Origin of the sequence: Paracoccus sp. TRP (assembly GCF_000185925.1) — a bacterium.
Taxonomy (GTDB): Bacteria; Pseudomonadota; Alphaproteobacteria; order Rhodobacterales; family Rhodobacteraceae; genus Paracoccus; species Paracoccus kondratievae.
On record NZ_AEPN01000014.1, the window covers coordinates 45,581 to 68,257 of the forward strand.

General features: G+C 63.4%; 22 protein-coding genes. 17 read left to right on the top strand and 5 right to left on the bottom strand.

The annotated features are described in order from the left end of the window. Nucleotides 1-61: 61 nt before the first annotated feature. From PARACOCCUSGL_RS0110230 to pta, 7 genes are all read left to right on the top strand, one after another. Nucleotides 62-871 (top strand): taurine ABC transporter ATP-binding protein, encoded by an 810-nt coding sequence (locus PARACOCCUSGL_RS0110230; protein WP_010396014.1) that lies wholly within the window; start codon nt 62-64, stop codon nt 869-871. Beyond that, nucleotides 864-1,691, top strand: a complete 828-nt coding sequence (locus PARACOCCUSGL_RS0110235; protein WP_010396016.1) for an ABC transporter permease subunit — start codon at nt 864-866, stop codon at nt 1,689-1,691. Before PARACOCCUSGL_RS0110230 ends, PARACOCCUSGL_RS0110235 begins: the two co-directional genes overlap by 8 nt. 88 nt (nt 1,692-1,779) lie before the next feature. Then, nucleotides 1,780-2,190, top strand: coding sequence for a nuclear transport factor 2 family protein (locus tag PARACOCCUSGL_RS0110240; protein WP_010396017.1), 411 nt, complete (start codon nt 1,780-1,782; stop codon nt 2,188-2,190). Between the two features lie 8 nt (nt 2,191-2,198). Beyond that, complete coding sequence (locus PARACOCCUSGL_RS0110245) at nt 2,199-3,590, top strand: FAD-binding oxidoreductase (RefSeq protein WP_010396018.1); 1,392 nt, start codon at nt 2,199-2,201, stop codon at nt 3,588-3,590. A gap of 12 nt (nt 3,591-3,602) precedes the next feature. Further along, nucleotides 3,603-5,384, top strand: a complete 1,782-nt coding sequence (xsc, locus tag PARACOCCUSGL_RS0110250; protein WP_010396019.1) for a sulfoacetaldehyde acetyltransferase — start codon at nt 3,603-3,605, stop codon at nt 5,382-5,384. A 120-nt stretch (nt 5,385-5,504) separates the two neighbouring features. Then, on the top strand, nt 5,505-6,521 hold the full coding sequence (locus PARACOCCUSGL_RS0110260) for a YeiH family protein (RefSeq protein ID WP_029371998.1): 1,017 nt from the start codon (nt 5,505-5,507) through the stop codon (nt 6,519-6,521). 4 nt (nt 6,522-6,525) lie between these two features. After that, nucleotides 6,526-7,503 (top strand): phosphate acetyltransferase, encoded by a 978-nt coding sequence (gene pta / locus PARACOCCUSGL_RS0110265; protein WP_010396022.1) that lies wholly within the window; start codon nt 6,526-6,528, stop codon nt 7,501-7,503. On the opposite strand, the gene PARACOCCUSGL_RS0110270 is transcribed toward pta, so the two are convergent. Further along, nucleotides 7,500-8,966, bottom strand: coding sequence for a PLP-dependent aminotransferase family protein (locus PARACOCCUSGL_RS0110270; protein WP_010396024.1), 1,467 nt, complete (start codon nt 8,964-8,966; stop codon nt 7,500-7,502). The genes pta and PARACOCCUSGL_RS0110270 overlap by 4 nt on opposite strands. Nucleotides 8,967-9,029: 63 nt before the next feature. After that, nucleotides 9,030-10,409 (bottom strand): hypotaurine--pyruvate aminotransferase Tpa, encoded by a 1,380-nt coding sequence (gene tpa / locus PARACOCCUSGL_RS0110275; RefSeq protein ID WP_010396025.1) that lies wholly within the window; start codon nt 10,407-10,409, stop codon nt 9,030-9,032. A 331-nt stretch (nt 10,410-10,740) separates the two neighbouring features. Here tpa and PARACOCCUSGL_RS0110280 point away from each other — a divergent pair, with 331 nt between their 5' ends. The 8 genes from PARACOCCUSGL_RS0110280 to PARACOCCUSGL_RS0110315 all read left to right on the top strand — a co-directional run bounded on the left by PARACOCCUSGL_RS0110280 (nt 10,741) and on the right by PARACOCCUSGL_RS0110315 (nt 18,851). After that, the gene (locus tag PARACOCCUSGL_RS0110280) at nt 10,741-11,952 is read left to right on the top strand and encodes an ABC transporter substrate-binding protein (RefSeq protein ID WP_010396026.1); all 1,212 of its coding nucleotides are present in this window, start codon (nt 10,741-10,743) and stop codon (nt 11,950-11,952) included. Between the two features lie 64 nt (nt 11,953-12,016). After that, nucleotides 12,017-12,871 (top strand): branched-chain amino acid ABC transporter permease, encoded by an 855-nt coding sequence (locus tag PARACOCCUSGL_RS0110285; protein ID WP_010396027.1) that lies wholly within the window; start codon nt 12,017-12,019, stop codon nt 12,869-12,871. Between the two features lie 2 nt (nt 12,872-12,873). Continuing rightward, the gene (locus PARACOCCUSGL_RS0110290; protein ID WP_083825831.1) at nt 12,874-13,851 is read left to right on the top strand and encodes a branched-chain amino acid ABC transporter permease; all 978 of its coding nucleotides are present in this window, start codon (nt 12,874-12,876) and stop codon (nt 13,849-13,851) included. A gap of 1 nt (nt 13,852) precedes the next feature. Then, complete coding sequence (locus PARACOCCUSGL_RS0110295; RefSeq protein WP_010396031.1) at nt 13,853-14,620, top strand: ABC transporter ATP-binding protein; 768 nt, start codon at nt 13,853-13,855, stop codon at nt 14,618-14,620. Further along, the gene (locus PARACOCCUSGL_RS0110300) at nt 14,617-15,321 is read left to right on the top strand and encodes an ABC transporter ATP-binding protein (protein WP_010396033.1); all 705 of its coding nucleotides are present in this window, start codon (nt 14,617-14,619) and stop codon (nt 15,319-15,321) included. Before PARACOCCUSGL_RS0110295 ends, PARACOCCUSGL_RS0110300 begins: the two co-directional genes overlap by 4 nt. Nucleotides 15,322-15,331: 10 nt before the next feature. Further along, a complete protein-coding gene (locus tag PARACOCCUSGL_RS0110305) occupies nt 15,332-16,591 on the top strand; it encodes a Zn-dependent hydrolase (RefSeq protein WP_010396036.1) in 1,260 nt (419 codons plus the stop codon). Continuing rightward, nucleotides 16,588-18,072 (top strand): M81 family metallopeptidase, encoded by a 1,485-nt coding sequence (locus PARACOCCUSGL_RS0110310; RefSeq protein WP_010396038.1) that lies wholly within the window; start codon nt 16,588-16,590, stop codon nt 18,070-18,072. Before PARACOCCUSGL_RS0110305 ends, PARACOCCUSGL_RS0110310 begins: the two co-directional genes overlap by 4 nt. A gap of 8 nt (nt 18,073-18,080) precedes the next feature. Next, complete coding sequence (locus tag PARACOCCUSGL_RS0110315) at nt 18,081-18,851, top strand: FadR/GntR family transcriptional regulator (protein ID WP_010396040.1); 771 nt, start codon at nt 18,081-18,083, stop codon at nt 18,849-18,851. Nucleotides 18,852-18,887: 36 nt separating this feature from the next. On the opposite strand, the gene ssb is transcribed toward PARACOCCUSGL_RS0110315, so the two are convergent. After that, the gene (gene ssb, locus PARACOCCUSGL_RS0110320; RefSeq protein WP_010396041.1) at nt 18,888-19,379 is read right to left on the bottom strand and encodes a single-stranded DNA-binding protein; all 492 of its coding nucleotides are present in this window, start codon (nt 19,377-19,379) and stop codon (nt 18,888-18,890) included. Nucleotides 19,380-19,590: 211 nt separating this feature from the next. Between ssb and PARACOCCUSGL_RS0110325 the strand changes: the two genes are divergently transcribed. Continuing rightward, entirely contained in the window at nt 19,591-20,238 is a 648-nt protein-coding gene (locus tag PARACOCCUSGL_RS0110325) for a lytic transglycosylase domain-containing protein (RefSeq protein WP_010396043.1), read from the top strand. 56 nt (nt 20,239-20,294) lie between these two features. Here PARACOCCUSGL_RS0110325 and PARACOCCUSGL_RS0110330 read toward each other — a convergent pair whose 3' ends face one another. Together PARACOCCUSGL_RS0110330 and hemB are read right to left on the bottom strand one after the other, a co-directional pair. Then, nucleotides 20,295-20,849, bottom strand: coding sequence for a YSC84-related protein (locus PARACOCCUSGL_RS0110330; RefSeq protein WP_010396045.1), 555 nt, complete (start codon nt 20,847-20,849; stop codon nt 20,295-20,297). An 89-nt stretch (nt 20,850-20,938) separates the two neighbouring features. Beyond that, on the bottom strand, nt 20,939-21,937 hold the full coding sequence (gene hemB, locus PARACOCCUSGL_RS0110335; protein WP_010396047.1) for a porphobilinogen synthase: 999 nt from the start codon (nt 21,935-21,937) through the stop codon (nt 20,939-20,941). A gap of 154 nt (nt 21,938-22,091) precedes the next feature. Here hemB and PARACOCCUSGL_RS0110340 point away from each other — a divergent pair, with 154 nt between their 5' ends. Next, nucleotides 22,092-22,658: a hypothetical protein gene (locus PARACOCCUSGL_RS0110340; protein ID WP_010396049.1), complete on the top strand. Its 567-nt coding sequence runs from the start codon at nt 22,092-22,094 to the stop codon at nt 22,656-22,658. Nucleotides 22,659-22,677: the final 19 nt, after the last annotated feature.

Consider the following 22,677-nt stretch of genomic DNA (forward strand, 5'->3'; position numbering starts at 1 on the left):
GTCCCGATCCCATCCGCAGAAAATTCCGCGCTGCAAACCCTCGTTCTGAAGGATCGCCGAGATGCAGACACTGAAAGTTTCAAACGTCAGCCTGATCTATCCGGGCCATCACCAGGGCGCGCCGATCACCGCGCTCAAGGGTGTCGACCTTGAAGTCAAAAGCGGCGATTTCGTCGTCGCCCTGGGGGCTTCGGGTTGTGGCAAGACCACGCTGCTGAACCTGATGGCGGGGTTCATGGCCCCCTCGTCGGGACAGATCACGCTGGGCGACCGCCCTGTCACCGGGCCCGGCGCTGACCGGGGTGTCGTGTTCCAGAAACATGCGCTGCTGCCCTGGCTGAACGTGATCGACAATGTGGAATTCGGTCTCAAGCTGCAGGGCGTGGACGCCAGGACCCGGCGAGAGCGTGCGGTCAGGAACCTTGCTTTGGTTGGCTTGCAGGATTTCCACAACCAGATGATCTATCACCTGTCGGGCGGCATGCAGCAGCGTGTCGGCATCGCCCGCGCGCTGACCTGCGATCCGGCCATGCTGCTGATGGACGAGCCGATGGCGGCGCTGGACGCGCTGACCCGCGAGACGGTGCAAGAGCTGTTGCTGCAGATCTGGCAACAGACCGACAAGATGTATTTCTTTATCACCCACAGTGTCGAAGAGGCGCTGTTTCGCGGCTCGCGGCTGATCGTCATGTCACCGCGTCCGGGGCGCATCACCCATACCTATGAGCTGGACTTCAACCGCCGCTTTCTGGCCGGGGGCAATGCCCGCGCCATCAAGTCCAGCCCTGACTTCATCGAAATGAGGGAGCAGATCCTTGGCATCATCTATGGTGACGAACGTGCCGCCGCGCGGGAGAAGGTCCATGCTTGAGCGGTTGACAAGGGCGCGTCCGGCTCGGCCGGGTGTCTCTTACGGGGCGCCCGGGGATGGCTCCAGCGCGATTATCAGCCTGGCCACGGCGCTGGTACTGATTGCGCTGTGGTTTCTGATCACCGGCATGGGCTGGGTCCGGCCGCTGTTTCTGCCCTCACCCGGGGCGGTCTGGGACAAATTTGTGCTGGCCGTGACCGAGGGCGTATCGAACTCGACCCTTGTACAGCATACTCTGGCCAGCCTTGGCCGGGTGCTGGGGGCCTTTTTCCTGGCGCTTGTCATCGCGGTGCCGGTTGGCATTCTGATGGGGGTGAACCGGGTGGTGCGGGGTCTGCTTGACCCGGTGATCGAGTTCTATCGCCCGCTGCCGCCGCTGGCCTATCTGCCCCTTATCATCATCTGGTTGGGCATCGGCGAGTTTCCCAAGATATTCCTGATCTTCCTTGCCATCTTTGCACCCATGGCGATTGCCGCGCGTTCGGGCGTGCGCTCTGTCTCGACCGAGCAGATCCACGCCGCCTATGCGATGGGGGCCAGCAGGCTGCAGGTGATCCGGCATGTGATCCTCAAGGCTGCGCTGCCTGAAATCTTTACCGGCATGCGTATCGGTATCGGGGTCGGCTGGACCACGCTGGTCGCGGCCGAGATGGTGGCAGCGCATCGAGGCCTGGGCTTCATGGTTCTGAACTCGGCCGAATATCTGGCAAGCGATGCTGTGATCATGGGGATCATCGTCATCGGTGTGCTGGCCTTTGCCTTTGACCTGCTTATCCGCCGCATCGAACGGGCACTGATCCCGTGGAAGGGCAAGATCTGACCGTCCCGATCTGAGAACCGGAAATTTTTACCAGAACTGTCCCGGAGGTGCGCCCGCGTGCCGCCGACCGGGGAAGGAGTATCCAGAAATGACCCGTAAGCTGACTGCTGATGATCTGAAGGCCACGTTCGACGCCTTTAACCGCCATGACATCGACGGGGTGATGACCCATTTTGCCCCGGACTGCGTGTTCTACACCGTGGGTGGTGAGTACGAATACGGCAACCGGATCGAGGGTAAGGCGGCCATCGCCAGTGCTTTTCAGGCGGTCTGGACGACAATGCCGGACGTGCAATGGGCCGATCACACGCATTTTCTGTCCGGGGATGGAACGCGCGGGGTCAGTCAGTGGACCTTTCGCGCCACCAACCCCGACGGCACCCGGATCGAGGTGCAGGGCGTGGATCTGTTCCGCATCCGCGACGGGCTGATCGTTGAAAAACAGGCGCTGCGCAAGCAACGCCCGGCGATCCCGGCCATGGTCTCTGCCACGAAATGAGGGCCGCCATGCAGGCTATCGAAAAACGTGCGGGCTCGGTCCCATTCGACCCGTTCTATGACCCGATGACGACGCGGGGGTTGGGACCGCGCAGTGACTACGCGCCGACCTACTGGATCGGAACCGCAGGTCCTCCGCCCGCAGATGACGGGCCGGTCACGCGTGACATGGATGTCGATGTGGCGGTGATCGGTTCGGGCTATACGGGCCTTTCCTGCGCCATTCATCTGGCACGGATGCATGGCATCAAGGCCACCGTGCTTGAGGCGAACGGCGTTGCCTATGGCTGCTCGACCCGCAACGGCGGGCAGGCGCAGATCAGTGCCGGCCGGCTTAAGCGCAGCCAGTGGATCGAACGCTGGGGCCTTGATACAGCCCGCCGCCTTCATGCCGAAATCTGCGAGGCTTTTGCCCTGTTCCGGAACCTGATCAGCGATCCGCTGATCGACTGCGACCCACAGGATGGAGGGCACTATTATATCGCCCACAAGGCCTCGGCCATTCCGGCGCTGGAACGCGAGGCCGCTCTTTTGCGCGATACCTTCGGCTATGACGCCCGGATGATCTCACGCGATGAGCTGCACCGCTCGGTCGTGCGCGACATGGAGGCGCATGGCGCCATGTGGGAGGCAGACGGCGTCGGCATCCATGCCGCGAAACTGGCCTTTGGCTATCTGCGGCTGGCGCGCGAACTGGGTGCAACCGTCCATACCGACAGCCCGGTTCAGGGGTGGGAATACAAGGGCGGCGTGCATTACCTGCGCACCCCTGGCGGGGTGGTGCGGGCGCGCCGGGTGGCGGTGGCGACGGCGGCCTATGCGCCGCGCGGTCTGCATCTGCGGCTTAAGGACCGGCTGATGCCGATCATGTCGAACAGCATCGTCACCCGGGTCCTGACCGGGGATGAGTTGCAGGCGGCCGGCATCCGCAAACTGTCGCCGCTGACCGATACGCGCACGCTGCGCCATTATTACCGGCTTTTGCCTGACAACCGGCTGCAAATCGGATCGCGTGCTGCAATCACGGGGCGCGATGCGGCGAACCCCGCCCATCTGCATGCACTGCAAGAGGGGATGTATCGCAAGTTCCCCGCCCTGCGCGGGATCGAGCTTGATTACAGCTGGTGGGGCTGGGTGGACGTCAGCCACGACATGATGCCGCGCATTACCGGCATGCCCGATCTGCCGGGGGCGTTCTATGCGCTCGGCTATGGCGGCAATGGCGTGATGTATTCGGCCATGGCCGGGCGGCGCATGGCGCAGCTCGTGGCCGGAGAAAGCCTGCCCGACCTGCCCATCTTTAACAGCGAGTTGCCGCATGAGGGCTGGAGGACGCCGTTTCGGCGCCTCGGCCAATGGGGCCTCTACAAGATCTATCACTTCCGCGACGAGCGTAGATAAGGAGCCATCGCCATGCGCATGACGACAGAGGAATCGTTTATCAAGGTTTTGCAACTTCACGGGATCGAGCATGCCTTCGGGATCATTGGTTCGGCGATGATGCCCGTCTCGGACCTGTTCCCGCGCGCCGGGATCCGGTTCTGGGACTGCGCGCATGAAACGAACGCCGGGATGATGGCGGATGGGTTCACGCGCTCGACCGGCAAGATGTCGATGGCGATCGCGCAGAACGGCCCCGGCGTGACGGGCTTTGTGACCGCGGTCAAGACTGCCTACTGGAACCACACGCCGCTGTTGCTGGTGACGCCGCAGGCTGCGAACCGCACCATAGGGCAGGGCGGTTTCCAGGAGATGGAGCAGATGCGTCTGTTTGCCGATTGCGTCTGTTATCAGGAAGAGGTCCGCGACCCCGCCCGTATCCCCGAGGTGCTGAACCGGGTGATCATGCGTGCCTGGCGCAGCTCGGCCCCGGCACAGATCAACATCCCGCGCGATTTCTGGACGCAGGTGATCGACGTTGAACTGCCTCAGGTGGTTGAGTTCGAGCGTCCGGCGGGCGGCGAACAAGCAGTGGCCGAGGCGGCGCAGCTGCTTTCCGGGGCGCGCTTTCCGGTGATCCTGTCGGGCGCGGGTGTGGTTCTGTCGGGGGCGATCCCTGATCTTGTGCGGCTGGCTGAGCGTCTGGATGCGCCGGTCTGCTCGAACTACCAGCACAATGACAGCTTCCCGGGCAGCCATCCACTGGCCATGGGGCCCTTGGGCTACAATGGCTCAAAGGCGGCGATGGAGACCATTGCCCGCGCCGATGTGGTGCTGGCGCTTGGCACCCGGCTTAACCCGTTTTCGACGCTGCCGGGCTATGGCATCGACTACTGGCCGAAAGGGGCCCGGGTGATCCAGGTCGATATCAATGCCGACCGCATCGGGTTGACGCGTCCGGTTTCGGTCGGGATCCAGGGCGATGCGGCCAAGGTGGCGCGCGGCATCCTTGACCGGCTTGCCCCCGGGGCGGGCGATGCCGGACGGGCCGAGCGGCGGGCGCTGGTTGCTCAGACCCGCTCTCGCTGGGCGCAGGAACTGTCGAGCCTTGATCACGAAGAGGACGATCCGGGCACCGAATGGAACGCGCAGGCGCGTCAGCGCGACGCCGGACTGATGAGCCCGCGTCAGGCGTGGCGGGCGATCATGCAGGCGGTGCCGAAGGATGCGATCATCAGCTCGGACATTGGCAATAACTGCGCAATTGGCAACGCTTACCCCAGTTTCGAGGCGGGCCGGAAATATCTTGCTCCGGGCCTGTTCGGACCTTGCGGCTATGGTTTCCCGGCGATCCTCGGGGCCAAGATCGGCAATCCCGATGTGCCGGTCATCGGCTTTGCCGGGGACGGCGCCTTTGGGATCTCGATGAACGAGATGACGGCCTGTGGGCGCGAGGACTGGCCCGCGATCACCATGGTCATCTTTCGCAACTACCAATGGGGTGCGGAAAAACGCAACACGACCCTGTGGTATGACAACAACTTTGTCGGGACCGAGCTGAACCGCGAGGCCTCCTATGCGCGCATCGCCGAGGCCTGTGGGCTGGTCGGTGTTCAGGTCACCGGCACCGAGGCGCTGACAGCCGCGCTGCACGAAGCGATAGAGCGGCAGATGCAAAAGGGCGAAACGACCTTCATCGAGGTGCTGCTTAACCAGGAACTGGGCGAGCCTTTCCGCCGCGATGCGATGAAAAAGCCGGTGGTCGTGGCGGGCATAGATCCTGCCGACATGCGGCCCCAGCAGGGCGCTGTCTAAGGCGCCCGGACGCGCCCGGGCCCGAATGCGGCAGGCGCCGCCGGGCCCGGTTTCCCCATATCAAACTTTCCGGCGCGACACGCTTCGCGCGGGTCCCGGCCCTGCATTGTGGTGATGACGATGATGACCTCCATGTTCCCTTCGCGCAGCCTTCTGGCTGAGGTTTTTCCGGGCTTTGCGGTCTCGGCGCTGGTCGCTGCCACAGCGCAGTTTCTGTCGGATCATTACGGAGCGCCTGCGATGCTGCTCGCGCTGCTTTTGGGTCTGGCGCTGAACTTTCTGGCCGAAGATGGCACCCGCACCGCACCCGGCATTGCCTTTACCGCCCGCACGGTGCTGCGGCTGGGGGTGGCGCTGCTTGGGGCGCGGATCTCGGTCGATATGCTGACGGCGCTTGGGCCGCGCTCGATCGCGCTGGTGGTGGCCGGGGTGGTGCTGACGATCCTGTTTGCGCTGGTGGTCGGCCGCCTTGCCGGGCGTGGCTGGCGCTTTGCGCTATTGACCGGTGGTTCGGTCGCGATCTGCGGGGCCTCGGCCGCTATGGCCATTGCCGCCGTCCTGCCGCGCCATGAAAAATCTGAACGTGACCTGGTCTTTACAGTCCTGTCCGTCACCGTCCTTTCGACCGTGGCAATGGTGATCTATCCGATGCTTTCGAACGCCTTTGGTTTCACCGCGCGCGATTCTGGCGTGTTTCTGGGTGGGACCATCCATGACGTTGCGCAGGTGGTCGGTGCTGGTTTTTCAATCGGTCCCGAGACCGGAGAGACCGCCACGCTTGTCAAGTTGATCCGAGTCTCGATGCTTGCGCCGGTGGTGCTGTGCATATCACTGGCGATCCGGGCACGCGGGCTGGCCGCGCGCGATGAGGGCAAGGCGCCACCGCTGCTGCCCGGCTTTGTCATTGGTTTTCTGGCGCTCGCAGCGATGAACAGCGTGGGGATGATCCCGCAGACGGTATCTCAGGCGGCGGGGCAGCTGTCGCGCTGGGCGCTGCTGATTTCCATTGCGGCGGTCGGGATCAAGACCTCGCTTGGCAGGATGCTGGAGGTCGGGACGGGCGCCATCGCGCTGATCGTGGCCGAGACCGTTTTTCTGGGCGCTTTCGTGGTCGCCGGCCTGCATTTTCTGGGGTGATAAGATGAAACCGCTTGATCGTATCCGTGAAACCGCCCGTGCCCTGAACCGGCATATCATCCTGTCCGAAGGCGATGATCCCCGCGTGGCCGAGGCCGCCCTTCAACTGACAGATCAGGGGCTGGCCCGCGTTACCCTGATGGGCGGGCCTGATATCCCCGGCCTGCACCGCATCGACCCGGTCTCGGCGTCAGATCTGGCCGAACTGGCCGATCATTGGCATCGGTTGCGTGCGCCCAAGGGCATGACCGCCGCCCGGGCGCTGGATGAGATGCGCGACCCGGTCCGCCAAGCAGCCATGCGTGTGCGGCTGGGGCAGGCTGACGGGACAGTTGGTGGCGCGGTCGCGACCACCGCCGATACGGTGCGCGCTGCCTTGCAGATCATCGGCCGGGCCCCCGACGCGGGTATCGTGTCGAGCTTTTTCCTGATGCTCTCATGCGGCCCGGGCGCACCGATCAAGGGCGGCATGATCTTTGCCGATTGCGGTCTGGTTATTCAGCCCGACGCCGAAGAGCTGGCCTCGATCACGTTATCCGCCGCGGCCAGCTGCCGGCAATTGCTGAAGGAAGAGCCCAGAGTCGCGCTTTTGTCCTTTTCCACCGCTGGTTCCGCCGACCATCCCAGCCTTGAGCGCCTGCGTGAGGCTTTGGCGCTGATCCGCGGCAAAGCCCCAGATCTGGAGGTCGATGGCGAGATGCAGTTTGACGCCGCGCTTGACGATGCGATCCGGGCGAGAAAGGCGCCGGGATCCCGGCTGACCGGACGGCCGAATGTCTTTATCTTTCCAGATCTTGCCTCGGGGAATATCGGCTACAAGATCGCCCAGAGACTGGGTGGGCTGACGGCTATCGGTCCGATCCTGCAAGGTCTTGCCCGACCGGCAAATGACCTTTCGCGCGGTTGTTCGGTTCAGGACATCGTTGACGCCTGCGCTGTGACCGCCGTGCAGGCCGGGGCGGCAGCAAAGGTGCCTGCCTAGCCGGTCAGTTCACGCAGGGTATCGGCGATGCGGCGCATCCCTTCGGGAATGCGCTCGGACGAGATCGAAGAATAAGCCAGACGGAAAAAGCCCCGCCCTTGGCCCGGGACAGCAAAGAAAGGCGCCCCCGGTTCGATCAGCACCTCGCGCTTTTTAAGGAGCCCGGCAAGTGCGGCGGAATCGACGCCTTCGGGCGTGGCCAGCCAAAAGCTTGACCCGCCCGTCGCCTCGGGCGAGGCAAGGCGCAGCCCCTCTTGCGCGATGGCCGCCAGCATCACCTCGCGCCGCCGGGCAAAGGCGCGGCGCATCCGGTTCGCCTGTGCGTCGTAATGCCCAAGCGACAGGAAATGCGCCAGCGTGCGCTGCATATGGCCGGGTGGGTGGCGCAGCATCATGCCGCGCAGCGCCCGCGCCTCGGCGATGAAGCGCGGGTCGGCGACCAGATAGCCCAGCCGCACACCCGGAAAGACTGATTTCGAGAATGAGCCGATATAGATCACCGCGCCCGCCCGGTCGATGGCCTTAAGCGCGGGCGAGGGCGCGCCGGCAAAGGACATCTCGAATTCGTAATCATCCTCGACCACCGCAAAACCCTGTGCCTGCGCCCGGGCAAGCAGCGCCTTGCGCCGGGACAGGGGCATGGTCGAATTGGTCGGGCATTGATGGCTGGCGGTGGTAAAGACCGCCGCCACTCCGGGCGGGATCGCATCGGGCGGCAGGCCGTGGCGGTCAACGGGCACTGGCAGGATACGGGCGCGGCTGGCAAGCAGGATCTCGCGCTGGCCGGGGTAGGATGGGTCTTCGATCGCGCAAGAGGCCCCGGGTCGCAAAAGCACCTGCGTGACCAGCCACAGCGCGTTCTGCGCTCCCATGGTCAGCAAGATCTCGTCACGCCCGGCACTGATGCCGCGCCGGGGCAGGATCTGGCGGGCGATGTGGTCGATCAGTTCGGGGTCATCGGCGTCATAAAGGTCGCCGGTCAGGCTGTCGAATTCGCGCCGGCCAAGCGCTCGCATGGCGCAGTCCCGCCAGGCGGCATGATCAACCAGCGCCGGATCGGCCTGACCATAGACAAAGGGAAAGGCGTAGCGGTGCCATTCCCGTTCACGGTCACGGCGGGCAGCGCGGGCAAAGCGCCCTTCCAGCTTGTCGTCCCAGTCAAAGCGCGGTGTTGATGCGGCCAGAGGTTCGGCCTCAATCCGCCGCTCGATACTGTCCGAGATGTAATGCCCCGAACGGTCGCGGCTGGTCAGGTAATCGGTTGAAACCAGTTCGGCGAATGCCTGCGCCACCGTCACCCGTGCAACGCCCAGATGACGGGCCAGTGCGCGGGTCGAGGGCAGTTTCTCGCCAGCGCGGAAATGTCCGGCTGTCACGGCGGCGATGATCTGGCGGCGCAGCTGGACCTGCAGGGGCAGGCCAGCGGCGTGGTCCAGAAAAAAAGCGTCGGGAGGAATCGTCATGGGGTGATCCGCGGCGGCTGACGGGGTCCATCAGTTCCCCGAATGCCGTCGCGGATCAAGTGCTCAGCCAAGGACCTTGGTCAGCGCGTGGTCGATGGTGTCAGTAATGCGGTCGATGTCATCGGCGGTGGCGATCAGCGCAGGCGACAGGCACAGGGTATTGTTCAGCCCGGGCAGTGAGCGGTTGGTCGCGCCGATGATGACGCCCTGCGCCAGACATTCGGCAACCACGGCCTGCACGCGTTTTTCGTCCATCGGCTCTTTCGAGGCGCGGTCCGAGACCAGCTCGGCCCCGCAGAACAGCCCCTTGCCGCGCACATCGCCGATCACGGCATGTTTTTCCATCAGCCCATGCAGATTGGTCATCACCCGCTCACCCATACGGGTGCAGTTGTCGAGCAGCCCTTCGTCCTCGATGATGCGCATATTCTCGATCGCGGCCACAGGCCCGGCGGTGCAGCCGCCGAAGGTCGAGATGTCACGGAAATAGCTCATCCCGTCCTCGGGCGCGTCTTTGAACATCTCAAAAACGCGCTCGGTCGTGACGGTGCAGGAAATCGCCGCATAGCCCGAGGCGACGCCCTTGGCCATGGTGACGAAATCGGGTTCGATCCCGTATTGCTGATAGCCGAACCAGGTGCCGGTCCGCCCGAGCCCGCAGACCACCTCATCAATATGCAGCAGGATGTCGTATTTGCGGCAAATCTCTTGCACGCGCTGCCAATAGCCTTCGGGCGGGGTGATGACGCCGCCACCTGCGGTCACCGGTTCAAGCACGATGGCGCCGACGGTGTCCGGACCTTCGCGCAGGATCACCTCTTCGATGGCATCGGCGGCGCGCTCACCATAATTCTCGACGTCCCACTGCTTGCGGTATTCAAGGCAATGGGGCACGCGCACGAAACCGTCGGGGTAGGGGCCGTATTGCATCGCCCGCTGATCCTGACCCGAGGTCGCCAGCGTCCCGATGGTCGTGCCGTGATAGTCGCGGTCACGGTAAAGGATCTTCCACTTTCTGCCGCCATGATGACGCGCTGCGATCTGGCGCACCATCTTGTAGACCTTTTCATTCGCCTCGGACCCCGAGTTCGAATAATAGACCCGGCTCATTCCCGGCATCTTTTCGATCAGTTTCCGGGCAAAGACGGCGCCCGGTACCGTGCCTGCCGCGCCCGCGTAATAGTTCAGCTTGATCAACTGGTCGCGGATCGCATTCGCGATGCTTTCACGGCCATAACCGACGTTCACCGTCCAGACGCCGCCCGACACCGCGTCAAGGAATTCACGGCCGGTCGCATCCCACAGCCGCATGCCCTTGCCTTCGACAAAGACGCGCGGGTCGATGGTCTCATACTGCTTGTGCTGGCTTAGGTGGTGCCAGACATGGCTGCGGTCGGCGGCGACCACGTGGGACATGTCATTGGGGTTCAGATCAAGCGTCATGGCCGGATTCCTGCGATGAAGGGTTTATTCCTGACTGCGCCCGAATGCGGCAAAGAGATAGAGCCAGTTTAGGGCGATGTATGGGGCCAGTTTGCCGCGACGGGGGTCGAATCAGATGACATCCTCTGCGTCAGACGTGGATTTCACGACTGCTGTTTCTGCGGGCGCAAAGGGTTACGCTGCGCCGCAAAAGCAGTCAGACAATTGTTTTTCATGGAAAATTTATGCTGCTCCGGGTCAAACCATTTATAGACAGATAATCCTATCTATACGTATAGTTTTGAAAGTTGCCTCCCCAAGAACCAATGCAACGCCAACAACAGGGTATCCCATGATTAACCGTCGTCGTTTCCTGACCACGTCCACTCTGGCCGCGGCCTCGCTGGCTGCGCCGGGTCTTGTCTCCCGCGCCCTTGCCCAAAGCGAGGCATTGAAGATCGGCGTGCCGGTGCCGATTTCGGGCGCTTTTGCCGCCAATGGAAAGTTTGCCACGATCGGTGCGGTTCTTGCTGCCGAAGAGGTGGCGGCCGCCCATGGTATCGAGGTCTCGACCCTTGATCTTGACACCGAGGGGAAACCCGCAACCGCCGTGCGCAAGGTTCAGGACGCGCTGGCACAAGACGGGGTCAAGCTGTTCGCCGGTGGCATCCTGTCCTCGGAATCGCTGGCCATGGGCAAGGAGGTCGAGCGCGGTGGTGGGGCCTTTATGACCACTGCCGGCGCGGATGAGATTACCGGCGTCGATTGCAACAAGGCCACCTTCCGCTGGTCGGTGCCGACCTATGGTGCGATCAACGAAACCGTGCGCCCGATTATCGACGCGCTGCCCGATGCCAGGAAGTGGTACACGATCACGCCGCAATATGTCTTTGGCGACGGGCTGTTGAATGCCGCCAAGGCGGTGTTTGAGGAAAAGGGCATCGAACATGTCGGCAACAGCTATCACTCGCTGACGGACAAGGAATTCTCGGGCTATCTGACCAATGCGATTGCCGCGCAGCCGGATGTGTTGCTGGTGCTGAACTTTGGCGCGCAAAGTTCGGACACGCTGCGGCAAGCGGTCAGCTTTGGCCTTAAGCAGCGCATGACCATCGTGGTGGCATGGGCCTCGGGGCTTGAGCAGTTCGAGGCGCTGGGGCCTGATATCTGCGAGGGCGTCTATTTCGGTGCGCAATACTGGCATGGCGCCGACACCGAGCTGAACCGCCAGCTGGTGGCCAAAGTCCAGGAAAAGCACGGCTTCAATCCCAACTACTCATTTGCCGGCAGCTACATCCTCAGCAAGCTGCTGCTTGAGGCAGCGGTCAAGGCGGGTTCGCCCGACGGGGCAGGGGTCGCCGAGGCGCTGAGGGGGCTGAAATACCAAGGCCTGACCGGCGAAGAGGAAATCCGCGCTGCCGATCATCAGGTGATCAAGGATTACTACCTGCTCAAGGGCAAGGCCAGGGCCGATATGGCCGACAAAGACGACTATGCCGAGATCATCAGCTCTGGCAAATCCTTCCTCTCGCCCGAGGAAGCCGGCTGCAAGATGCCCGCCTGAACCCCCGCCTGCCCGCGCGATCCCGGTCGCGCGGGGCCTTTCCGCCCGGTTTCAGGAGAAGCCCGTGATCTACCTTTTTCAGGTTCTGAACGGCATCGGTCTGGGGATGCTGTACTTCCTGCTCGCCGTTGGTCTCAGCGTCATCTTCGGCCTGCTGCAATTCGTGAACTTTGCCCATGGCGCTTTTTACCTGCTTGGCGCCTATCTGACCTATGATCTGACCATGCGTGGTTTCAGTTTCTGGCTGGCCATGCCGCTGGCCACGCTGGCTGTCGCCGGTATCGCCGCGCTGATCGAGGTGGTGCTTTTGCATCGCATCTACAAGCTGCCGCATACTTTCCACATTCTGGTGACTGTGGGCCTTGCGCTGATCGTGCAGGAGCTGGTCATCATCGCCTGGGGGCCCTTGGGCGGCTCGGTCCCGGCGCCTGCCGGGTTGCAGGGCGTCTTTATCATGGGCGATTTCATCTATCCGCAATACCGGCTGTTCACCATCGCCTTTACCGCCGTTCTGGCCGGGCTTTTGTGGTGGCTGCTCGAGGGGACGCGGCTTGGGGCCATCGTGCGGGGCGGCTCCGAGTCGCCCGCGAATATGGCGCTGCTTGGCTATAACACGCTGCGTATCAACACCGCCGTCTTTGGCTTTGGTGCCGGGCTTGCCGGGCTGGCCGGGGCGCTTGCCGCGCCCATCCGGGGGGTTGAGCCGTTCATGGGCGTCGAGGCGCTGTCGGTCGCTTTCGTCGTCGTCGTGATCGGGGGCATGGGCAGCTATACCGGTGCGCTGGTCGCGGGCCTGCTGGTCGGCGTCGTGCAAAGCGTCATGACCACGCTGTGGCCCGAAGGGGCACGGCTGATGATCTATGTCGGCATGGCACTGGTCATTGCGCTGATGCCGCGCGGCCTGCTGGGGAGGGCATGAGCATGAACCCGCTCGATAAACCTCCTGTTCAGCTGGGGCTGGCGCTGCTGACCGTGCTGGTCCTGCCGCTGGTGCTGAAATCCGGCATCCTTGCGACCGAGATCCTGATCTTTGCCATGGTCGTCGCGGCGTGCAACCTGCTGCTGGGCTATACCGGTCTTCTGTCCTTTGGTCAGGGCATCTTTTTCGGAATCGGGACCTATGCGGCGGGGATCTGTCTGACGCGCTGGTCGATCCCGGTGCCTGTGGTGCTGGGCGGCGCGGCGCTGCTCGGTGCGCTGACGGCCACGCTGGTCGGCTGGCTGTCGATCCGCCGGCAGGGCGTATATTTCGTCATGCTGACGCTGGCTTTTTCGCAGCTGTTCTATTTCGTCGCCTATACCTTCAGCGACCTGACCGGCGGCGATAACGGCCTTTTGGGCGTCCCTCGCCCCTCGGTCGGGGGCGCGGCGCTGAATACACCTTGGGCCTATTACACCTTTGTCGCGGTCTGCTTTGTCGCGGTCTTTGCCTTGCTGGTGATGGTCACTCAATCGACCTTTGGCCGCACTCTGATCGCCATTCGTGAGAATGAGGGCCGCGCCGCCGCCATCGGCTTTCCGACCCGGCTGTTCAAGATCGAGGCCTTTGCCATCTCGGGTGCGGTCACCGCCTTTAGCGGCGCGTTGCATGCCATGCTGATCGGCGTCGCACCCCTGTCGAACATTGAATATCACACGAGTGAGCTGATCCTGATCATGACCATCATCGGCGGCAGCTCCAGCCTGTTCGGCTCGGTTCTGGGGGCGGGGTTCTATCTGCTGCTGGCGGATGCGCTTTCGACCGTCTGGCCGCGCTGGCTGCTGCTGCTGGGTCTGGTGCTGGTTACCGTGGCGCTGTTCTTGCAACGCGGGCTCTGGGGTCTGGTCGAGCGCGGCTACGACCTGATCTTCCGTCGCGGCCGCAGCATCGACAGCGAAACCCCGGCCAAGGAGCATTGAGATGACCGACATCGCCTTGCAGACCCATGGTCTTGGGGTCAAATACGGGACCTTTCATGCGCTGGCGGATGTGGATTTGCGGATCCGCCGCAACTCGGTCCATTCGATCATCGGTCCGAACGGAGCGGGCAAGACCACTCTGTTTCATGCCCTGACCGGGCGGGTGCGCGCCTCATCGGGCCGGATCGAACTGGACGGCCGCGACATCACCAATACTTCGGATGATGACCGGGTGCGGCTGGGGATCGCGCGTTCCTTTCAGGTCACAAGCCTGTTTCCGAACCTTTCCCTGCGCGAGAACCTGCGCCTTGCCGCACAGGGGCGCACGCCGTGGCAGGCGCTTGCCCCATGGCGGCGGGCCGAAAGCAACCGCGAGGCGCTGGCGACCGCAGATGAGGTCATCGGCCGGCTGGCCCTTGGCGCGGTTGCCAACCGGCTTGCGGGCGAGCTGTCGCATGGTCAGCAGCGCCGGCTGGAGGTCGGCATGGCCATGGCATCGCGCCCCCGGGTCATCCTGCTTGATGAGCCGACATCGGGCATGGGCATCGACGATATCGAGGCGATGAAGCAGCTGATCCGCGACCTTGGCCGCGATCATACCGTGCTGTTCATCGAACATAACATGGGCATCGTCATGAACATCTCGGACATGGTCACGGTGATGCGGCTGGGACGCAAGCTGGTCGAGGGCACTCCGGCCGAGGTTCGCGAAGACCCCGAGGTGCAGCGCGCCTATCTGGGCAATATGATCACGGGGGATATCGCATGAGCGCCGCGCTGCGACTGACCGATCTGCACAGTTATTACGGTAAAAGCCACATCCTGCAGGGTGTCTCGCTGGAGGTGGGACAGGGCGAGATCGCGACCCTGCTTGGCCGCAACGGCGCGGGCAAAAGCACGACGCTGAAATCGGCTGTCGGCCTTATTACCCCACGTCAGGGCCGGATTGAGCTGGATGGCCGCGACATCACCGGCCAGCCCGCCCATCGCATTGCCGCCGCTGGCCTGTCGCTTGTCCCCGAAGATCGCGGCATCTTTCAGCTGCTGACGGTGGAAGAGAACCTGCGCATTGCCGAAAGGCGTGGCTCGCCCTGGTCTCTGGCCGATATCTATAGCATCTTTCCCCGCCTGCATGAGCGGCGCCGGAATGGCGGTGGCCAGTTGTCGGGGGGCGAGCAGCAGATGCTTTCCATCGCGCGGGCACTGCTCAACGGTCCCAAGGTGCTGATGCTTGACGAGCCGGTCGAGGGGCTGGCCCCGATCATCGTCGAAGAGATTGTCGCCCAGATCCGGCTGATCCGTGAGGCGGGGGTGCCGATCCTGCTGGTCGAGCAGAACCTTGCTGTTTGCAGCCAACTGGCCGACCGGCACTACATTCTGGAGCTTGGCCGTATCGTGCATTGTGCCAATGCCAACGAGTTCCGCAACGATCCCGATACGATTGATCGCTATCTGGGCGTGAAGGCATAAGGAAAACACCATGTCCAACCTGACAATCGATGCCGAAAGGCTGTGGGGCAGCCTGATGGAGACTGCACAGATCGGGGGTACCCCCGATGGTGGCATCGCCCGGCTGACGCTGTCCGACGAGGATCGCCGCGTGCGCGACTGGCTGCGTGCGGAATGTGATGCGCTGGGGTTAAGCCTGACCGTGGACGAGGTGGGCAATATGTTCGCCACCCGTGCCGGTACCCGCACCGATCTGCCCGCCATCGCCATGGGCAGCCATCTGGACACTCAGCCGACCGGGGGCAAGTTCGACGGTGTGCTGGGCGTGCTGGCGGGGCTTGAGGTGCTGCGCACGCTTGATGCGGCGGGTTATCAGACCGAAGCGCCGCTGATGCTGGTCAACTGGACGAACGAAGAGGGCTCGCGCTTTTCTCCGGCCATGCTTGGCTCGGGCATCTGGGCGGGGGTCTATAGCCGTGAATATGGTGACGGCCGCACCGATCCGACCGGCGACAGCTTTGGCGCAAGCCTTGACCGCATCGGTTATCGTGGCAAGGCCAGGGCCGGCTCGGTCAGCTTTGGCGCGATGTTTGAACTGCATATCGAACAGGGCCCGATCCTGGAGGCCGAAGGGGTCAGGATCGGCGTTGTGCAGGGCATTCAGGGTATGCGCTGGTTTGACCTGACACTGACCGGGACGGCGGCACATACCGGCTCGACCCCGATGAACATGCGCCGAAACGCATTGCTTGGCATGGCGCAGGTGATCGAGGGGATCGACCGTATTGCCAAAGCGCATGAGAACGCTGTCGGCACCATCGGCTTTCTGGACATCAGCCCCAATTCGCACAACGTCATTCCCGGAGAGGTGCGGGCGACCATCGACCTGCGCCACCCCTCTGATGAAGTGTTGGACCGCATGCAGGCAGAGGTCGAGGTTCTGGTGCGCAAAGCCGCCCAAGCGGTTGGGCTGGAGTACCGGTTTGAACAGATCTCGCGCACCGCACCGGTGATCTTTGATCCGGAATGCATCGCCTCGGTGCGGGCAGGGGCAAAGGCTGCGGGATATGACACGCGCGACCTGATCTCGGGCGCGGGTCATGACGCGGCCCATGCAGCGGCCAAGGTCCCGACGACGATGATCTTTGTGCCCTGCAAAGGCGGGCTTAGCCATAACCCCGCCGAGTCCACCTTGCCCGGGGAATGCGCCGCCGGTGCTCAGGTCCTGCTGGAGGCGGTGCTGGATTATGACCGCCGCATGGCCGAGGCCCGCAAGGAGGTGGCTGCATGACCCGCCTCGTGCTTGCCCGACTGAACCACGAAACGAACAGCTTTTCCCCCGTCAGGACGCCGCTTGCGGCCTTTGCCCCGAAATGGGGTGCTGAGGCGCTGGCGGCGGCGGACGGCTATTCCGCCGCCATCGGTGCCTTTCACGCTTTTGCCCGCCGCATCGGAGCCGATATCGAGGTGCCCCTGGTCGCCCATGCCATGCCCTCGGGCCCGGTCGAGGATGACGCTTTCGAGGCCATGGCCCAGGCGATCCTGACTGCGGTCGAAAAGGGCTGCGACGGTATCTTGCTGGATCTGCATGGCGCCATGGTCACGCGCAGCCATGATGATGGCGAGGGTGAGCTGTTGCGCCGTGTCCGTGCCGCTGCGCCCAAGGTGCCGATCGGCGTGGCGCTGGACCTGCATGGCAATATCACGCCAGCAATGCTTGAACATTGCGACGTGATCGTCGGTTTCAAGACCTATCCCCATGTCGATATGGTCGAGACCGGCGAACACGTCGTGCGTCTGTTCGAGCCTTTGCTTGCCGGTGCGCCGCGTCCGGCGATGGCGCTGTGTCATCCGCCGATGCTGGCCGCGACCCTGTGCATGAACACCGCCACCGACTGCGCCATGACCGATCTGGTCGCCTTGGCGCGGCAGGCCGAAACGCGCCCCGGTGTGCAGGCGGTGACGGTTTTTGGCGGTTTTCCCATCGCTGATCTGGCTGAAACCGGGCTGTCCATCGTTACTGTGGCTGACAGCCCCGGACTTGCCCATCAAGTCGCGCAAGAGCTTGGCCGCGAGGCATGGCGGCGGCGCGCGGAATATGTCTATTCCGAAGAGCCCTTGCCCCAATCTGTCGCCCGCGCCGCTGCGCTGGCAGATGGCTTGGCGCCGGTGCTGCTGCTGGATCATGGCGACAATTGCATGTCGGGCGGCAGTTGCGACGTGATGGACGTGCTTGAGGAACTGCTGGCGGCCGGACAACAGGGCATTCTGGTTGGCCCTGTCGCTGATCCGGAAACCGTGGCCAAACTGTTTGAGGCGGGGGAAGGGGCCGAGGTAGAGATTGCGCTTGGTAACAAGACCCCGGCCGAGGGGCTGCCCGCGCCGCGTCCTCCCCTGCGGCTAAGTGGTCGGGTGCTGGCGCTTTCCGACGGGCGCTACCGGGTCAGCGGCCCGATCTATCATGGCCAGGTGCTGTCGATGGGGCGCACCGCCGCCTTTGACACCGGCAAGGCACGCATTGTCATCTGCGAAGACCCGCATGAACCGCTGGATCTGGGCTGTTTTGCCTGCGTCGGTCTTGATGTGTCCGGCGCGCGCTTCCTGCATCTGAAATCGCGCATGTATTGCCGCCCGGTGTTTGAGCCGCTGGCAAGCGCGGTGGTAGAATGCGCGAGTTCCGGGGTAACTGCTTCGGATTACGATCTCTTTGCTTTCAAAAAGCTCAGCCGGCCCATATATCCGCTGGACCCTGAGACAAACTGGTTAGGTTAAGAGGTCGCATGGATCAGGACGCGCCGGCAGGCAGGGAACGCAGGCTGACCCGCATCAAACTGTCGGATCAGGTGGCCGAGGATATCCGCCGCCGCATCGCCCGCGACGGATTGCGTCCCGGAGACCGCCTGCCGCATGAGCGCGCGCTGATGGAGCATTACGGCTGCTCGAAAGGCACCATTCGTGAGGCGCTGAAGGCACTTGAGGTCGAGGGGCTGGTGCGCATGCTCTCGGGTCCGAATGGCGGGCCCGAAATCCAGCCCGCCTCGATCGACATCGTGACCCAGCAACTGCGGCAATATCTGCATTTCCAAAAGATCGACTTTGCACAGGTCTACGAGCTGCGCCGCTCACTTGAGGTCAGCCTTGCGCGCAATGTCATCGGCAAGCTGAGCGAGGCGCAGTTTCGCCAGCTGGAAGAGAACGTCCGCATCTGCGAAGAGGCGAATGCTGCGCAAGACCGCGCCGTCGTCCGTCGCGCCGAGACCGAGTTTCACGATATTCTGTGCGAGGCCTCGGATAACGTCATTCTGGTTTTCATGTGCCGGTTTCTGAACAGCATGCTGCGCGATCTGGTCAGCTATCGCAGTGAGAGCATGCATGAGCATGAAATCTTTGGCGAGGCGAATATCGACAGCCATAAACAGTTGCTTGTCGCCCTGCGCGCCGAGGATGGCGATGCCGCCGCGCGGATCATGCACGAACATATGTGCTGCGCGGAAAGCTATATGCGGCGGCTGGATGCCTCGTTCCGGTCGGACCTGCTCAGCCGGTTCTGAAAGGAAAATCCCGGCCGCGAGGGGCCGGGATCGGGATCAGAACGGGATGTCGTCGTCGAAATCGGGCTTGCTTTGAGGGGGCTGGCCGCCGCCTGACGAGGCTCCGCCACCGTAGCTGCCACCCCCGCCATAGCTGCCGCCACCATAGCCGCCCTCATCGCGGCCACCACCGGCGCCGCGGCTGTCGAGCATATGCAGCTCACTGCGGAAGGGGCGCAGGGCGACTTCGGTCGAATAGCGGTCATTGCCGCTTTGATCCTGCCATTTGCGGGTCTCAAGCTGGCCTTCCACATAGACCTTGGCCCCTTTTTTCAGGAACTGCTCGACGACACGGATCAGCGGTTCGGAATAGATCACCACGGTGTGCCATTCGGTGCGCTCGCGCCGTTCGCCGGTATTGCGGTCTTTCCAGCTTTCCGAGGTCGCGATCCGCAGGTTGGCAACCTTGCCGCCGTTCTGGAAGCTGCGGATTTCCGGGTCCTGACCCAGATTGCCGACCAGGATCACCTTGTTCACGCTGCCAGCCATTTGCGGGTCCTTTTCCTTGGGTGTTGTTCTGCGCGGGTGTAGCGCGGCGGTCCTTGTTACGGTAGCACAGCGATACGGGAAAGAGGATATAGGCAAAAATCCGCCGAAGAATCGATGGATGCACGGATAACGAAATCCTCTTGCGGCGCTTGGCTGGCTTTGCGCTATAGTGCAGCCCAAAAAAGAGCATGTTGTGCATGAGGGACCAGTGATGCTTTCAGGCGATCGGGCAATGCTGCGTCAGCTGGGACGGGCTGCGCTTGCCCTGACGATCTCGGTCGGGCTGGCTGTGCCCGCGGCGGCAGATGGTCTGCGGCTGCAGGTGAAAAGCGGCAAATCTCGTCTGGCGCAGTTCGAACGTCAGACCCGGCTGATGGATACGCGGCTGGCGACACAATATCAGCGTTCGGCGCGGCTGCGGCCTGGCGGCACCTCGACCAAGAGCGTCGTCGATCTGGACCTGCCTACCGCCATTCCCACGTATAAAGGCAGCCGGCGCAGCCAATATTTGCCACATGCCCGGGCGATGGCACGCAAACATGGCGTACCTGAGGATCTGTTCCTGCGCCTGGTGCAGCAGGAATCGGGCTGGAACCCCTCGGCGCGTTCGCACAAGGGTGCGCGGGGGCTGGCGCAGCTTATGCCCGGGACCGCTGCCAAACTTGGTGTAGACCCGAACGATCCGATCCAGAATCTTGAAGGTGGCGCGCGGTATCTGCGCATGATGTACAACACCTTTGGCAGCTGGCGGCTGGCGCTTGCAGCCTATAATGCCGGGCCGGCGGCAGTGGCGAAATACGGCGGCGTGCCACCCTATCGTGAGACGCGTAACTACGTACGCATCATTCACGGCGGCTGAAACGAAAAAGGCCGGGTTGAACGCCCGGCCTTTTCGATTCTGTTCCCGAAGGAGTGTCAGAACGCCGAGGGGATAACCCGGGTGTATTTCGTCCCGGCGATCGAGGCCCCGGCCATCAGCCCGGATTGGCCAAAGATCATCGCCACCACCGGCTGTTGTGCGGTGATCGTGTCGGTGCCCATGGCAACCCCACCGGCGGGCAGGGCGTAATAGGCCCCGGCCTCGGCCACCCAGCCCGGAGCCCGGCGGAAGTCGGCAAGCGCTGCATCGGTCTGGAAGATCAGCACATGGGCATATTGCTGTGCGCCGATCTGAAAGCCGACACTGGCCTGTGCGGCCGAATAGTAATCGACCGTCACGTCGTTGATGCGTAGCGCACCTTGGCCATAGGCGCCGCCGACGCCAAAGCCCGCCTCGGTCATCAGCGGCATATAAAGCACGCCCTTGGCGTTTTGCACCATGGGTGCGACGCTGGGATAGGTGCGCAGTAAAAAGTCCCGCGTAGCATCGACGCGCGCGTCGAGCCGTGCAGAAGCGTTCTGTCCGACCGCGTTCGAGCAGCCTGCAAGCCCCAGGGCCGCCCCGCCCAGCAGCACAAGGCGCCGGCTCATCCGCTTGGAATCCGTCATTTTTCGCCCTCGTTCCGTGATCGGCGGCTGGCCCGCCTGTCAGGGCCGCGATGATAGATGAGCCTGCGGCCTCATGCCAGCCTTTCGGCTACCTGCGGCGCATAATAGGTCAAAATGCCGTCGCAACCCGCCCTGCGAAAGGCGATGAGGCTTTCCAGAACCACGTCGCGCGACAGCCAGCCATTGCGGATCGCGCCCTCGATCATCGCGTATTCACCGCTGACCTGATAGGCAAAGGTCGGGGCGGCGAACTGGTCTTTTACCATGCGGCAGATATCCAGATAGGGCATCCCCGGCTTGACCATGACCATATCTGCGCCTTCGGCCAGATCGCGGGCGACGCAGCGCATCGCCTCTTCGCGGTTGGCAGGGTTGACCTGATAGGTCTTTTTATCGCCGACGAGCCGGCCCGACGCGCCCACCGCGTCGCGGAAAGGTCCATAAAAGCCGCTGGCGAATTTCGCCGCATAGGACAGGATCGCCACATCCTTGTGGCCATTCGTCTCAAGCAGGGTGCGCAGCGCACCGATACGCCCGTCCATCATGTCCGATGGACCAAGGATATCCGCCCCGGCCTCGGCCTGTGCAAGTGCCATCCGGCCAAGCGCCTCGACCGTCTCGTCATTCAGGATGATCCCGTCACGCACCAGCCCGTCGTGGCCGTTGGCGTTATAGGGGTCCAGCGCGATATCGGTCATCACCGCCAGATCCGGGGCCACCTCTTTGATGGCGCGGATGGCACGGTTGCCGATATTGTCGGGGTCCCAGGCGCGTTCGCAGGTCTCGGTCTTCAGGTCGGGATCAGAGTGGGGAAAGATGCAGATCGCCGGAATGCCAAGCTGCATGGCGGTTTCGGCGGCGCGGCGCGCACCGTCCAGTGTCAGCCGCTCGACGCCGGGCATCGAGGGGATCTCGCCCGCGCCGCCCTCGATCTCGGTCACAAAGACCGGCCAGATCAGATTGGCGGGGGTCAGGTTCACCTCTGTCACCATTGCGCGCAAGGCGGGGGTGCGGCGCAGCCGGCGCAGGCGGGCAGCGGGGAAGGGGGCGAGGATCGGGGTCGGGGACATGGCGGGCCTGTGACTTGCGGTGGCGGGTGCGTCCCTGAAACTGCACCCCGGGCGCGCAGGGTGCAACCCCCAGGCATCGGGAAGGGATTTTCCCGGTTTTCCTTTGCAGCAGGCGCGGTTAGTTTGCATGTCGCAACCGACGCAAGGAGAAGACGTGCCCCGACCTGAGGGAATCCTCGCCCTGCTGGACAGCCGGTCCTTCAGCTCGATCTGGTTCTGGGTGATCCTGACTTTGGCCTGGACCATGGCAGGGCGGCGCGTCCTTGGCGTGCCGTGGGATGTGGTCGCCGGCGCAGGCCGCATCACGTCCGGTCCAAAGGACGATCCGGCCGCGATCAACCTGCTTGACTGGTTGTCCCTGACCCTGCCGCGCTGGCGCATAGATTCGCGTGAGGGGGCGATATTGCTTGGCATGGGGTCGTTTCTGCTGACCACGCTTGCTACCCTTGGCTTTGTCTACGGGCTTGAGATGGCACAGGCGCTGGTCCTGCTGATCCTGCCCTTTGCATTGCTCTTCGCGCTGGATCTGCGGCTTGCGCGCCGCCTGCGGCAGGTCCTGGCGCAGGCAGAGGTGGGCCAGCCCGTGAATGAGGCGGGGGCCGAGGCCGCGCGCCTGATGCGCCGCCATCGGGTGCTGATCCTTGGGCTGTCGATCCTTTCGGTTGCGGTCGCGGCGTTTTATGGCGCGATCTGGATGATCACGCATCCCTTTGGCTTTTGAACCGGCCTTGACTTCGGCT

What these genes read in the sequence shown, in the direction of transcription:
- PARACOCCUSGL_RS0110230 (WP_010396014.1), top strand. Translation starts at nt 62, where the DNA reads ATGCAGACACTGAAAGTTTCAAACGTCAGCCTGATCTATCCGGGCCAT.
- PARACOCCUSGL_RS0110235 (WP_010396016.1), top strand. Translation starts at nt 864, where the DNA reads ATGCTTGAGCGGTTGACAAGGGCGCGTCCGGCTCGGCCGGGTGTCTCT.
- PARACOCCUSGL_RS0110240 (WP_010396017.1), top strand. Translation starts at nt 1,780, where the DNA reads ATGACCCGTAAGCTGACTGCTGATGATCTGAAGGCCACGTTCGACGCC.
- PARACOCCUSGL_RS0110245 (WP_010396018.1), top strand. Translation starts at nt 2,199, where the DNA reads ATGCAGGCTATCGAAAAACGTGCGGGCTCGGTCCCATTCGACCCGTTC.
- xsc (WP_010396019.1), top strand. Translation starts at nt 3,603, where the DNA reads ATGCGCATGACGACAGAGGAATCGTTTATCAAGGTTTTGCAACTTCAC.
- PARACOCCUSGL_RS0110260 (WP_029371998.1), top strand. Translation starts at nt 5,505, where the DNA reads ATGATGACCTCCATGTTCCCTTCGCGCAGCCTTCTGGCTGAGGTTTTT.
- pta (WP_010396022.1), top strand. Translation starts at nt 6,526, where the DNA reads ATGAAACCGCTTGATCGTATCCGTGAAACCGCCCGTGCCCTGAACCGG.
- PARACOCCUSGL_RS0110270 (WP_010396024.1), bottom strand. Translation starts at nt 8,966, where the DNA reads ATGACGATTCCTCCCGACGCTTTTTTTCTGGACCACGCCGCTGGCCTG.
- tpa (WP_010396025.1), bottom strand. Translation starts at nt 10,409, where the DNA reads ATGACGCTTGATCTGAACCCCAATGACATGTCCCACGTGGTCGCCGCC.
- PARACOCCUSGL_RS0110280 (WP_010396026.1), top strand. Translation starts at nt 10,741, where the DNA reads ATGATTAACCGTCGTCGTTTCCTGACCACGTCCACTCTGGCCGCGGCC.
- PARACOCCUSGL_RS0110290 (WP_083825831.1), top strand. Translation starts at nt 12,874, where the DNA reads ATGAACCCGCTCGATAAACCTCCTGTTCAGCTGGGGCTGGCGCTGCTG.
- PARACOCCUSGL_RS0110295 (WP_010396031.1), top strand. Translation starts at nt 13,853, where the DNA reads ATGACCGACATCGCCTTGCAGACCCATGGTCTTGGGGTCAAATACGGG.
- PARACOCCUSGL_RS0110300 (WP_010396033.1), top strand. Translation starts at nt 14,617, where the DNA reads ATGAGCGCCGCGCTGCGACTGACCGATCTGCACAGTTATTACGGTAAA.
- PARACOCCUSGL_RS0110305 (WP_010396036.1), top strand. Translation starts at nt 15,332, where the DNA reads ATGTCCAACCTGACAATCGATGCCGAAAGGCTGTGGGGCAGCCTGATG.
- PARACOCCUSGL_RS0110310 (WP_010396038.1), top strand. Translation starts at nt 16,588, where the DNA reads ATGACCCGCCTCGTGCTTGCCCGACTGAACCACGAAACGAACAGCTTT.
- PARACOCCUSGL_RS0110315 (WP_010396040.1), top strand. Translation starts at nt 18,081, where the DNA reads ATGGATCAGGACGCGCCGGCAGGCAGGGAACGCAGGCTGACCCGCATC.
- ssb (WP_010396041.1), bottom strand. Translation starts at nt 19,379, where the DNA reads ATGGCTGGCAGCGTGAACAAGGTGATCCTGGTCGGCAATCTGGGTCAG.
- PARACOCCUSGL_RS0110325 (WP_010396043.1), top strand. Translation starts at nt 19,591, where the DNA reads ATGCTTTCAGGCGATCGGGCAATGCTGCGTCAGCTGGGACGGGCTGCG.
- PARACOCCUSGL_RS0110330 (WP_010396045.1), bottom strand. Translation starts at nt 20,849, where the DNA reads ATGAGCCGGCGCCTTGTGCTGCTGGGCGGGGCGGCCCTGGGGCTTGCA.
- hemB (WP_010396047.1), bottom strand. Translation starts at nt 21,937, where the DNA reads ATGTCCCCGACCCCGATCCTCGCCCCCTTCCCCGCTGCCCGCCTGCGC.